This window comes from Chitinophaga sp., from assembly GCF_035538455.1.
Lineage (GTDB): Bacteria > Bacteroidota > Bacteroidia > Chitinophagales > Chitinophagaceae > Chitinophaga.
Map to the genome: position 1 here is coordinate 22,656 of NZ_DATLKJ010000100.1, position 13,616 is coordinate 36,271.

Here is a 13,616-nt window from a genome sequence, read left to right on the forward strand (position 1 = left end):
AATAATATGGTACAGCCTCTTCGTTCAAACTGCGCCGCCAGCCGCATAAGTCTCTCCGGCATTACCAGACGATGCCCTGGTATCACCGGTAAGCATTCAGTTCAGATACGCCGGCAAACCCGCTCCCTCCGGTAAATACCAGTTTCAGGTAACGGGCGCTTACCGGAGCAAAGAAATTAAGTGCGCGGGTGTCCGGGCTGGTGTCGCTGCCGCCAAATGCCGGCCCGTTGTATATCCCCTGGTCCGTCCAGGTAGCATTATCCATGCTTGTCAGCACCTGGATGGTGCTGGAATTGTAGTCGCTACCGTACACGTATCCCGGTGTAACGGTGATGGCCTTTAATGTGTTTGCTGCGCCCATGTCTACCGCCAAGCTGGCCGCAGGTGGTTTGCCGTCCATATAGGTCATCCAGGCAGTAGTGAAATCCCCATCTAAAACGGCAGCAGCGTCGCCAAACCATTCCCCGCTTGTGCTGGCTATTTTCCATTGCGGCATTTTACGGTCGATCACCGTACCCGTTGGTGTTGTCAGGGCATCGTTAATATTCCTCCAGCCAATCGAGGCCTTCAGGATGATGAACAAAGCACCCACACGTGTGCTGATGCTGACGCCATTATCGGCGTTTTTCAACCGGAGCGGGATCAGGTACTGGTCTGCACCAGCAAATATGTTGGGTTGCAGCAACACGATGCGCATCGAATCTTTATTCCCCGTTTCACCTGCCGGAATGGTCACACCTCCCATCAGTTCTATTTTGTAAGCGCCTTCGGGGGCTGCTTTGTATGCGGTGTTGTGCTGTTTATTGTAAGCGCTCACCAGCGATGTATCAACATCGATACTGACCTTTACCGCAGCGGAAACTGGTCTTGTGAGACGCACCATGGGAGGCAGTGTGATGGAGGAATCACCGACGGAGCCATTAGGCGTACGTGTGATCACTGCTGAGAAGTTAAAGCTGTTGTCAGGCTGAAAATCCGGACTTAAGAAAGCGACCAGTTCTTTGGGCTGGTCATCGTTTTTTTTGCACCCGGTGAAGAAGCAGACCAACAGCGAAAAATAAACCGGTATTTGTATTGCGATGTGATGTTTTTTCATTGTGCAGAGATTTACAGCGGTAAACAGATAATCATTTGGCGGGCATCCTTACTTTAGGTGTCCATTCAACATTCGCCACGTTCGCTTTCATATCGTTCTTGTTGGGAGAACTGTCGGCAAAAATATTTCCGGTTCCCTCATTACAGCGCCAGTAACCAGCAAGGCCTTCTGATGAAGGGTTTACGGTGTACATGTTGTTGGCTATCTGCGATGGAGTACGTGCAACGGTCCAGAACCGGATCTCGTTCACCCTCTCCGATCCACCGCCAAAACCGATGGATTCGAAATTATAACTCGCGCTTAATGGCACATTGAGAATCTGTTTCCCGTCCTGGTACCATTTAAGGCTGCCGCCATCGTATACGAGGGCGAAGTGGTACCAGGTACCCGGCTGAAAATCTATTTCAGGTGAAAACTGTGAATTGGCAGTTTTCACCTGCAACTGGGTAGGCCTGATCACCACGTCTCCAAACCTTGTATATACTTCAGATGGGTAAGAAAAAATGAGCGCCTGGTTATTCCTGTTCAGCGCATCCATCTGCACCCGCCATTCGAAGGTCCATGCCGTGATACCTTTGAAGGGTGTTTTATAAGTGGTGCTCAACGCGGAGCCGGTAAGATGCGGCACGCTCGTGTAGATCACCCGGTCTATCACCAGCACAACCGTTTTACTAGACCTAAGGATCTGCATTGTTCCACTCACACGATCGATGGTAACAGGGATGGCATAACTCTCATTTTCGGGAAGGCCTTTCAGGTCTTTGATCATCAATGGAACCGGTATCGAAAAGGCGTTACCCACCGCAATTGTCGCGGAAGTGGCATTAAACGAATAATAGGCTGCCGGCAATAATTTGTAGGCAGTGCCGTTCTGCTTGTTGTATTCGGTCAGCTCACCTTCGGAAATACTGTAGCTCACCTCTATTTGTTGCTCGGCAACCTGCGAAGTGCGCGATACAATATCGTACGATGCGCCCATTGAATCCACCGTGATCTTTGCTGAATTGACTAGCGACGCATCTGCCAGGAATACTGCATTGGATAATAAATTAGGCTTACGGCAGCCGGCAAACAGGCATCCGGCAATGACCGGCAGTAACAGCAAGCATATGTTCAGGTTGAATTTCATCTTTCAAAATATTTAACGTGATCAATAAGGTGCGGGGTTCATGATCTGTATTGCCCGGCGCATGAACTTGTAATCCGGCTCGTTAGGGTATTCATACTCCATATGATAAGTACCGATACCGCCCTTTCTGCCGCCCGCCGGGTTCCAGCTAGCCATAGTTAACAGGTTTCCGCCACCTTGCCACAGGGACTCAAAGTTTTCGTTCACCACGAACTTCTTGGACGGAAACCCCTTGGGAAATGCGGCCAGCCGGGTTGCTAGTCCCGTATTGTTGGCGCCATAAGCTTGTTCCATCCAATAATTAATATATTCCAGCAACTCAAGGGGCATCGATCGGTTCGTGACCGGTCCATAATAACCACCGTCGCACAGAAGCAATTTGCCGGTCCCCGATTTTGGACCAAGGTATTTCCCCAGCTCCTTTACGAAAATGCGCATGTTATTATTCTTGAGAAATACAGCGCATCCGCAGAAATCAGGTTCGTAGTCGATATCAAAACCATCATATCCGTATTTGTTTACAGTGTCCACTATTGCGCGGGCATAGGTAACAATGGCTGTACTGTCATCTGCCGGCCAGAATTTCCGGTCGCCATTGATGCCGTCCCCTATCTGGTGCGCGATAACTGTAAAAGTGATACGTGTTTTTTTCTTTTGTTGCACATACCGCATATCAGCAATTTGTTCCGGCGTGAGATTACTCCACCCGCCCCAGATACTGATAATATCCATGCTGTCCGGCGTGCTGGCGAGGTATTTGGATTTTGAAGGGCCTTGGGCCGTCCAGCCGCCAAACCACCCGAATGCTATCCCATGATCCGATTTTTTGTACGCCTCGAGATTAAGATAGTACTCTGGCGTACCCACTTTGGGAGGTTGCAGGTCAAACGCTTCGGGTGTAGTCTGTTTGGTACAGGATAACATGACCCATGTAGCAACACTAACGATGAAGATGTATTTGAAAAAAGTAGTTGTCATATCAATGAATTTTCCGGTTAGTTACTTTTTATCCCACCATAATGCGGTGCCACCGTTGTCCGCACCACCAAGCAGTTGCACGCCTTTGGCCACCCCTTGCGCATTGGTTTGGTATTCGTTTTGGGTAAAGGGAATGCGCTTGATCTGTTTTTTTTGATCGATGGTGCCACCGCTGTAATTCCTTACAACCGGGAATATCCGGGGATATCTTGTACGCCTGAATTCCGACCACGCCTCCTGTCCGTCCGGGTACAACGCGATCCACTTCTGCGTCATGATCCTTTCCAGTTTCGTTTCAAAGCCATCTCCTTCTGCCCACTTTATGGTAATGGTGGGTAAATCCGCACTGGTAGCCGCCACGTTGTTCGCTCCGCTGGTGGCAACCGGATCAGTGTACGGAGCTGGCTTAGCTGTGCTGTTAGCTAAATAGGCAGCAGCCCCGGTGGCTTTCACCTGGTCGAATGCTGTTGTGACCCCCTGCTCGTAAAAAGACTGCGCGGTTCCACCCATGTTCCATCCCCTGAGTGCTCCTTCTGCCCGTAGGAAGTACGATTCAGCAGCCACCATCCAGGGAAGCGGATCAGCGGAAGCAATTTTCATGGACGAGAACCGTTCGGCGTACGGGCTTTTATTGACAATGTCGATACCTGTCCTGATCCCCCGGTATTCCCCGCTTACGGCATTGAACAGCAACGGCAGCCGGGGATCGTTATACCCTTTCAGGAATGATTCCATCGGCGCACCCATCCTGATATCGCCGTAATTATCTGCGATCCACTGAATGGGATTCAACAATATGAACAGGGTATTACCTTTGTACATCGCATTATTAGCATTAACCTCGATGAAACCAAATCCATTGCTCACCGTCTGCTCTGCCCGCTGTTTAGCCAGCGCCGCATCCGCATACACAATACGCATGGCAAGGCGGAGTTTCAGTGTATTGGCAAATTTCAGCCACCGGCTGTAATCTCCACCGTAGATCAGATCAAAATCATTCTTCGGCGACGCGCCGTTGCTCTGCGACAGGAAATCCCGCAGCGTGTTCATGGATGAATCCAGGTCTTTAAAAAAGGATGCATAGATCTCCTGTTGCCCGTCATACGGTGTTTGGGTGCCTCCATTGCCAAAGCTGAAATACGGCAGCGGGCCATACATATCTGTTGTACGACTCGCGGCAAACACCTTGATGATCTGCGCCATGGCAAACACCCCCCTGAAGGCCGTGTTGTTCGGGTTCTTGTCTGCCGTTTCCTTCTTGATCTCTTTCCAGGCGGGCATCACACCATTGAACATATTGTTGAATGCGACAGACGTCCATCCAGGAATGAGGTTGTAGTTGGAATTGTTCCTTCCGCTGTTCCAGTTGTTGGTGACGCCCATATACCCGCTCCAGATGTCACCTTGCAGATTCTCTGACACCTGGTACTGGTTGATCTCGTCCGTTGCGCTATTGCCGGCGGGAATCACGTTTTTTTCCAGCTGGGAAAAAAAGGCGCTGATCTTCAGATTGTCGTACTCCAGCATGTCCTGCTTCAACTTGTTGGGATCTGTGTTATAATCCTCAAATTTTCTGGTACAGGCGTGGAACCCGGTTGCCGCAAACAGCAGCCCGAGTATGAATGCACATTTATATCGATGAGAAAAGGTCATATTGAATCGCTTTTAATTTTTACAAACCAACCCGTACACTGAATCCGAAACTCCGGAGACTGGGTTGCATGAAATAATCAATACCCTGGTAATAAGTACCGGTGGAGGCTGCCACTTCGGGATCGAAGGGAGCTTTGTTATAGAACATAAAAAGGTTCCTGCCGGTCAGCGTCACAGTTGCTGAGCGAAGTTTGTTGTTAAAGAATTTTGCCGGAAAGGAATAGGCTAGCGACGCTTCGCCCAGCCGCACGTTAGTGGCGCTGTACACGTAGGGTGCCAGAATGCCGTTCCCGCCGCCGATTATCTGGTAATAGTCTTTGACGTTAGGCATCTGCGATCCGTTGATGTACACACCTCCATTATCGCGCGCATCCGCCGAAGTCTTAGATACCCCGAACGCGTCGAGGAAAGCCTGTGTCTGCGACACCACAATGCCACCAAACCTTGCCTGGATCAGGAAACTAAGATCAAATCCCCTGTATGAAAAATTGTTCCGGAAGCCCATGTTGTACCTGGGATTGGAATTGCCCGCGTAAATGAAAGTGTTGGGCATTGGCGTCACTTTTCCGGACCCCTGGTCTACATAGATATACCCCTGGTTGTCCGTCTTCAACGTGTTCACAAATATGTCGCCTATTTGTCCGCCGGTACGGATCACATTGGAAAAACTGCCGGTGCCTGCCACCGGAAGACTGTCAAGCCTGTAATAGACATCGTCTTTCGAATTGCCGTCTTTCACCGGCGGCAGCATTTCAATGATCTTGTTCCTGTTCAGCGAAAAATTGAGGCTGGCGTTCCATTCTACCTGTCCCAGGTTGCCATTGTACCCCAACACAGCCTCAATTCCTTTGTTCTCTACATTACCGGCATTGGCATAGTAGGTGGAATAACCGGAGCTCTGCGGCGCGGTAATGGAAAACAACTGGTTGAAGGTATTGGATTTGTAAGCGGTAAACGTCAGATTGATCCTGTCCTTCCAAAAACGGGCGTCGATACCGGCTTCGTAAGACCTCGTTTTTTCCGGCTGCAACGGCGCCAGGAAGGCGTAAGTCACTGTACGAACGCCGGTGGTGTTCAGGTCATATTGCAGTTGTCCGGTAGAGCGGTTAAACGTCAGCGCATTGCCAACGCTACTCACAGATCCCCGTACTTTCAGGTACGACAATACGGAAGATTTGAGGTCAGCCATATCCGTTACGATGGCGCTGAGCCCTACAGACGGATAGAAAAATCCCTTTTTAAGATAGTCCGTGTTAGCCAGTGTGGAAGACCAGTCGTTACGTGCCGAAAAGTTCAGGTAGACAAACCGGCGGTACCCTATCTCCCCATTGAAAAACAGGGCCTGGCGTTGCAGGCGTGAATTGCCCTGGCCATACTTGGAGCTGGCCTTCGTTACGTTGTTGTAGGTAAAAAGATTAGCAACCTGGCCAAGGTTACCACCGAAGTATTCGCTGACCTGTTGGTTATCCTGGATACTGCTGCCAATGCTGCCATTCACACTGAAGTCGTTGAACTGTCTTGTAGCATTCACTATCAGATCTGCATATAGCTGCTGATCGGTTGAAGAGGAGCGCGCATAACCACCCGCAGGGGATGCCAGAATGCCAGAGGTGGAAGCATACAGTTTAGACTCAGAGCCGGTCTGGTTCCTGTCGTATTTTACGCGGCCAGATACATTCAGCCAGTCGCGTACCTGGTATTTCGCAGCTGCGGAGATCAGGTACCGGTTCTTATCGTTCGTGAACAATTCGCGGTTATTAATCCAGTAAGGGTTTTCCATAGAGTATCCCATATCGCCGAATGGCCAGAACTGTGTATTAAAGTTGCGTACGGGATCGTAACGTTCGAACATCTGGATCGATTGGATATCCCGGCCAGGAGGAAAGAGATATACCGGCAGCAGCGGGTTGCTGTACTGGCCCTGGGCGAGCATATTCTGTTCCTTCACTTTGATGAACGAAGCGCTCAGGTCGAGGTTCAGCCGGTTATCGAGGTAAGATGAGGTATTGCGGATGCTGAAGTTGTAACGGCTCAACTCATTGTTTGGAATAATCCCTTTCCCGGACACCATGGAACCGGAAAAGAAGGTTTGATTTGTAGCCGAACCCCCAGAGAGGTTAAACCCATTGGTAACGTTCTGTCCGGTCTGGAAAAAATCTTTTCTTGGATTATAGGCAGAAGGGGTGGGCAATTTAGGTCCCCAGCTGTCGAACGCATCGGGTGAACTGGGCCCATAGGTATTTTGTAGTTCCGGCAGTACAAAGGGGGAAAAGAAGTTGCTGTTATTGAAAACATCAACACGCAGCTTTCCTGCTGCGCCTTTCTTCGTAGTAATATTGATCACCCCGTTGGCGGCATCGCTGCCATAGAGGGCAGCCGCCGCGGGGCCGGACAGAACGGAAATGCTTTCGATATCTTCCGGGTTGAAATTGGAGATACCGTCGCCGCTCAGCCCTCGTCCAAAATACAAACCGCCGGATTCCTGCACGCCGGTCAGAGGTACGGGCAGCGGAATGCCATCAACCACATACAATGCATTGTTATTCCCGAACAACGATTTGGCGCCCCGCATAATCACCCGCACACCTCCACCTATGCCGGCTGCACTGGCATTGATAGTGATACCGGCCACCTTGCCCTGGAGCGCGTTCACAAAGTTCGCGTCTTTTACAGTGTTCAGGTCCTCTCCTCTGATCTCCTGTACATTATAGGTCAGTGAACGAGTCTGTTTGCGCATGCCAAGGGCAGTTACCACCACTTCCCCCAGTGCTTCCCTGACAGGGGCCAGCTCAATGGTCATATCGCCTGCCTGAACGGCCACTTCCCGGCTGGTATATCCTATAAAGGAAATAACAAGAACTGCCTGATTATCGGGTACCTCCAAATCAAACTTACCCACCGCGTTGGTGGTGGTGCCTGTTTGCGAGCCCTTTAGCCGAACGGTTACGCCGATGAGTGGCATCCGGGAAACGGAATCTACTACCGTCCCCTTCACCCTGATAGCGGCCGTTTCCCGACCGTTTGGGCCTGCTGCCGTTTCCCGGACCACAATGGTTTTATCGACAACCTCATAGGTCAGGCTCCGGCCCTGCAGGCAGAGCTGCAGTACCTTTGTCAGGGGCTGGTTCCGCACCTCCATGTTTACTGTGCCCGCATTCTGGACCGATCGCGCGTCGTACCAGAAATCGTATCCTGTCTGTTTTTTAATTTCCCTGAAAACAGCCTCCAGTGGGGCATTTTTCATTGATAACGTGATCTGCTCCTGGGCAGCTGCGGAAGCCTGCATTAAGGTTGCAAGCATAAAAAAAACCGTCAGTTTCATAACGACCAGCGCTTTTTTTCCCGGACGCATAGCTCTCCCGTTCCGTGCGTCACAGAGTAGTTTTAATTTCATAACTTTAGTTTGGACGTGTAAATAATCTCCCCGTTTGCTGACGGGCTGTCAATCATCTGATTGAACTCAATGCATGTCTGCTTTCACCGGAAGTGCTCCCGTACTTCCGGTTTTTAATGTTGGTTTGTTGATTATCGTGGAAAGTGAACCCTTCCTCAGGGCTTCACAGTTACCTTTCTTCCTTCCAGTCTCGTCTTTACACCGCCGGCTTCCAATATCCGCAGCATCGAAACAAGGCTTTTATCACGGGAGAGGTCTGCACTGAACGTTTTGCCAGCCACTTCTCCCTCGTAAACGATCTCCACATCGTACCATCGCGACAATTGCCGCAGAATGGCCTGCAGCTTGCTGTTCTCGAAAAAGAATCTTCCTTTCACCCATGATATGGGTTCATCCATATTTGTCAGGTCTGTAACGTGGAGGTCGCCCATTTCACCGACTGTAGCCTGCTGTCCGGGTTTCATCATGCCGGACGCGCCTGATCCTGGTTGTGTTATACTAATACTGCCACTAAACAACGTGGCGATCGTTTCCTGTTCATCCTCATAGGCATTTACATTAAACACCGTACCATATACTTTTATAATGGCATTCTTTCCTTTTACAATAAACGGCTGGCGCGAGTTGTGCGCTACGTTGAAATAGGCTTCACCGGTCATTTCCACCATGCGTTCGGGTCCGGAGAAACTCGTGGTGTACGTCAGCGACGATGCCACGTTTACCCATACCTCCGTACCATCCGCCAGTATCAACCGCACCGGCTTACTACCTCTTGGAACGGTTAGTGTATTACGGGCGCTGGCCGCGCCCACAGCCTGTTGGTAAACAATACCATCATTTGTCATCCGGGGAGAAAGTCCACCGGCAGCGGTCAGGGAATCGAGCAGTACCTTTTGCCCGTTGGGTAGCGTTACATAGGCTTTGGTTTGTGAGGGAGCCGGAATATTTGCCAGCACACCGGTCGGTGTTTGGTCCAGGCCATACCGCTGTACCAGCAGCCATGTAAATACAGTCGCTAGCATCAGCAACAATCCTGCCGCGACACGCCTCATCCATACCACATTGAGGCGCCTGCGGGCCGGTTTCACATCCGCATGGAGCTTCTCCCATACCGCCGCCTTTGATCCATACAACTGCTCAAGGCCTTCTTGTATACTTTCCTTGTTAAGCAGACGGGTAACCTGTTCCCGGTTTTCCGCCGACTGCTGCATAAAAATCTCCAGTTGCCGCATTTCTTCTCCGGAAAGCCCTTCTTTCAAATGTTTGATGATGAATTGCTTAATGTCTGCCCGAGAAAGTAACATAGTGCTGATTTCGGTTGTTCATGTATAGAACACCGCCGGCAAAAAGATTGTCCCGGGCAAAATGATGTTTGTTAATATTTTTTGATGCAGTACATCAGGAGTAACAAAAGCACGTCTTTATCGGTTAGGTTAACCTTTAATAATTTGATCGCTTCCACCTTGAGGTTCCGGACGGTCTTTTCCTTCAAACCCAGCTGTTCCGCAATTTCCTGGTTCTTCCAGCCCTTCAGGCTCAAACTCATCACGGCCGGGAGCTTGCCGGGGAGCCGTTCTATTTCGTTATACAACGACCGGAACACGTCAAATTCCAAACCAATCGTTTCATCTTCAAAGTCCTTCACCTGTTGAAGCTCGGCCTCGATCTTCCGGTAACGGATCTGTTCCCGGCCCATACCGCGCAGGTAATTAAGGCTCGCATTCTTCACCAGCGTAAAAAGGTAAGGCTTGAGCCGGGTATCGGCCGGGAACTCGGCCCTTTTTTCCCATAACCGTGTAAATGAATCCAAAACAATATCTTCCGCCGCATGGCGGTTGGGGATGAAACGGCTGGCCAGGCCGAAAACATGGACAAAATACCTGCTGTAGATAATTTCAAGCGCTTTTTCATTCCCCTTGGACAATCCCTGTAAAAGTTCAGCCTCACTGTCCATAATGCTGGTATTTGTTTCTGATGTATATCATTGCTAGAAAGAGTATTATCCTCTGTCATTCAATGTTCAGCCTGTTCAGTCTCAATATATTTCATTTTCCTGAAAAAAAAACAAGCCATGCGTAAACAAGCCCTGACCAACATGTAGATGTACACCTGATACCGGAGCAACTGCTACCCGGAAATTATGATCACTTAGCGGAAAAAGCAGGCCTACCGTTTATTATTAATAAAAAATAGGCCCCCCTGAAAAAGAAGAGACTGTACCATTCATTTATGATACAGCCTCCTCATTTTGTTTTGCCTTAAAGATAAATGTTAACAGCAATTTCAACCCTTAGCATTTTTCGCAGCTGCTAATGGCTCATTGTAGAAATAAATGCAGGCACAATGTTAGGCACTTCCGCAATCTGCTTCGACATGGGAATTAGCCAATAGTTTGCAGAAATTAACTTACCGCCTGAAGTATTTACAAAATCAACCGGTGAGGCTGGAAAACCTTGTCCGGTACACGTTTTATTGCTAGTAAACAAAAAAAATCAGAATATCACCTGCCCACCTTCACTTCCCCGCTCAATACTTTAGCAACACCCCCCATCAACACGCCTGGCTGTCCGCCCCCGATATGGACCTGTACCGCCCCTGCAGCGTTAAATAAATGCCCCTGCTCATCAACCAGCATCAACTGCTCCGGTTTTAAAGCGAACTGTATACGCCTGCTTTCCCCTTTCTTTAAAAATATCCGCTGGAATCCCTGTAAGGATTTAAGAGGGGCTTTCCCATTATAGTGAGGGTGTGAAATATATAACTGAACTACTTCTTCTCCATCCACCGCGCCGGTATTGCGCACTGTTACGGCTACACGCAGCAGTGAATCTTTCTGAACCGTATCGGGCATACGCAGATCTGCATATTGAAACGTGGTATAGCTGAGTCCATATCCAAAAGGATAAAGCGGCTTACCCCTGAAATAACGGTAAGTGCGGTTGCTCATGTTGTAATCACCGAACGGAGACAAATCACTATCGGCAGCATAAAACGTTACCGGTAATCTTCCGGAAGGATTGTAATCCCCAAACAACACATCCGCAACGGCAGTCCCGCCGCTTTGACCACCATACCAGGCATTCAGGATGGCCGGGATCTGCTGTTGTTCCCAGGGCAGGGCAATGGCGCTGCCGGTTAACAACACCAGCACAACCGGTTTGCCGGTGGCTTTCAATTGCTGTAAGAGCGCTGTTTGTACAGCCGGTAGTAATATGGTGGTTCTGTCGCCGCCGTTAAAACCTGCTGCGTTCACCCGCATCGCCTCTCCTTCCAGGTCGGGAGAGATACCCCCAACATATACGATGGCATCCGCCTCAGCAGCCTTCGCCGCCACAGCGGCAAGATCCGCCTTCCGGACTCCTCCTCTTTCCATCCGGATAGTAGCCGCTCCTATTCCCTGCCAATATTCCAGTACCACCTTGCAAGCAACGCCTTTCTTTGCCTTCCATTTAAAGAGAGAGGACCCTGAGCCGCCTTTCCAGCGATTGATCACCAGGCTGTCGTTTATCCATAACCGGTAGCCATCGTCGCCTTCCAAACGCCAGGTAATAAGCGTATCATCTGTTGCCGGAATGTTACCGGTAAATCTTGCAGAAAAATGGCTGGCTGAAACACCCGGCGCGGGCGATTTGGCTTCAGGCCATGCAAAGTTGATACCGCTGATGGTTCCGTTGTAAACGGCATTCCCCTGCAGGTCTGTATTGTTAAAGTATGTTACATTGAAGTCAGGTTTTTCCTCATCTGGCTGAAACAGTGTTTCACTCGTAATACCGGTTCCTTCATCATAGATTATTTTCACATCTTCTCCCAGCTTCTGCCGGATACCCTCCAATACAGAAACCACATGAGAAGGAAAGCCATTGTAATTACCCAACATAACAGACTTGCTGTTTGCATTCGGCCCCACTACCGCAATGGAACGTATTTTCTTACTCAGCGGCAACGTCGCATGATCATTCTTCAGCAACACCACAGACTCCCTCGCCATCTTCAGCGCATGCGCTTTATGTTCCGGTGCTTCCAGCACCTCAGCTCCTATTGCAGCATACTTTACCATCGCAGGAGGATCAAATGCTCCCAGCCTGAAACGGATAGTGAATAATCTCTTCAATGACACGTCCAGCTGTGATGAAGGAATCATCCCTTCCTTAACCGCCTGAATAAGCGATCTGTAAACTGTATTCCCGCATTCTATGTCCGTGCCGTGGAATACGGCATCTGTTGCTGCAAGAGCCGATGATTTATGTGTTTTATGGTATTTAACGAAATCGTCTACCGCCCAGCAATCGCTGGTAACATATCCCTGGAACTTCCACTGGTGACGGAGTATGTCATTCATCAACAAATCATTGGCACAGCATGGCTGCGTATTAACGGCATTATAGGCGCACATAACGCCAGCCACTCCCGCACCCACGATCAACTCTCTGAAGGCAGGCAGGTAAGTATCCCACAGATCATAAGCAGATGGATTGATATTATCAGAATGCCGTGATGGCTCAGGACCACTATGCACAGCATAATGCTTGGCACAGGCTGCCGCCAGCAGATACCTGGAATCATCGCCCTGGATGCCTCTTACAAAAGCGGCGCCCAGCTTAGCGGTCAGGTAGGGATCTTCGCCATAAGTTTCCTGGCCGCGCCCCCAACGCGGATCACGGAATATGTTGATGTTGGGCGACCAATAAGTGAGCCCCGAATACTTGTCAGCGGTTTTCCCCTTAGCTACCGCTATATTGTTGACAGCACGGCCTTCTGTAGCGGCATATTCCGCCATCAGCCTGATAGCCGCGGTGTCCCACGTAGCAGCCATACCTATCGCCTGCGGAAATACAGTTACTTTGTAAGGTGTCCTGGCTACGCCATGTAATATTTCATTCCACCATTCATGCGCCGGGATACCCAGTCGCTCAATTGCCGGAGCACCATTGAGCATCTGCGCCACTTTTTCTTCCAGCGTCAGTCGCCCTACCACATCATTCACCCGCTGCTCCAGTGGCAGAGCAGGATTCCACATGGGAAAGCTTTTATACTCCTGTGCCAGCAGCTTAGAACCAAAGATAATGGTGAAGAAAGCCATCACCAGCACGAATAAGAATTTCAACAATCTGTCCATACGATTAAGTTTATTTCCCTTTACGGATACCACATTCATTGAATGCATCTATCCTGAAAAAATAGGGAGTGTCTCTATTCAGCCCTGTCAGCTCCAGTTTATTGCTGCCATATGTCATCACCGCCGTATATAGCGCATCGGGGGCCAGGCCGTAGTAAACTACATAGCCCGTTGCATTTTTATCCTTTGTCCAGCTGATAGTAGCGTGGCGCGTGTCGGATGTATCACGCGTTACAACAACCTGATTCAC

Annotated in this window: 9 protein-coding genes; all 9 read right to left on the reverse strand. The window is 49.8% G+C overall.

Translation table 11 applies throughout. From position 1 onward, the window contains the following. Nucleotides 1-82 precede the first annotated feature (82 nt). On the reverse strand, nt 83-1,096 hold the full coding sequence (locus VM802_RS12265) for a BT_3987 domain-containing protein (RefSeq protein WP_325530801.1): 1,014 nt from the start codon (nt 1,094-1,096) through the stop codon (nt 83-85). A gap of 31 nt (nt 1,097-1,127) precedes the next feature. After that, nucleotides 1,128-2,225, reverse strand: a complete 1,098-nt coding sequence (locus VM802_RS12270; protein ID WP_325530803.1) for a BT_3987 domain-containing protein — start codon at nt 2,223-2,225, stop codon at nt 1,128-1,130. Nucleotides 2,226-2,246: 21 nt separating this feature from the next. Continuing rightward, nucleotides 2,247-3,203: an endo-beta-N-acetylglucosaminidase gene (locus VM802_RS12275; protein ID WP_325530805.1), complete on the reverse strand. Its 957-nt coding sequence runs from the start codon at nt 3,201-3,203 to the stop codon at nt 2,247-2,249. Between the two features lie 21 nt (nt 3,204-3,224). Further along, entirely contained in the window at nt 3,225-4,856 is a 1,632-nt protein-coding gene (locus VM802_RS12280; protein ID WP_325530807.1) for a RagB/SusD family nutrient uptake outer membrane protein, read from the reverse strand. Between the two features lie 19 nt (nt 4,857-4,875). Further along, on the reverse strand, nt 4,876-8,250 hold the full coding sequence (locus VM802_RS12285; protein ID WP_325530809.1) for a SusC/RagA family TonB-linked outer membrane protein: 3,375 nt from the start codon (nt 8,248-8,250) through the stop codon (nt 4,876-4,878). 155 nt (nt 8,251-8,405) lie between these two features. Continuing rightward, nucleotides 8,406-9,554, reverse strand: coding sequence for a FecR domain-containing protein (locus VM802_RS12290; RefSeq protein ID WP_325530811.1), 1,149 nt, complete (start codon nt 9,552-9,554; stop codon nt 8,406-8,408). Between the two features lie 71 nt (nt 9,555-9,625). After that, complete coding sequence (locus VM802_RS12295) at nt 9,626-10,204, reverse strand: RNA polymerase sigma factor (RefSeq protein ID WP_325530813.1); 579 nt, start codon at nt 10,202-10,204, stop codon at nt 9,626-9,628. Nucleotides 10,205-10,750: 546 nt separating this feature from the next. Then, the gene (locus VM802_RS12300) at nt 10,751-13,366 is read right to left on the reverse strand and encodes a glycoside hydrolase family 3 C-terminal domain-containing protein (protein WP_325530815.1); all 2,616 of its coding nucleotides are present in this window, start codon (nt 13,364-13,366) and stop codon (nt 10,751-10,753) included. Nucleotides 13,367-13,376: 10 nt separating this feature from the next. Beyond that, nucleotides 13,377-13,616 (reverse strand): fibronectin type III domain-containing protein (locus VM802_RS12305; protein ID WP_325530817.1); only part of this gene is annotated, 240 nt, incomplete at its 5' end.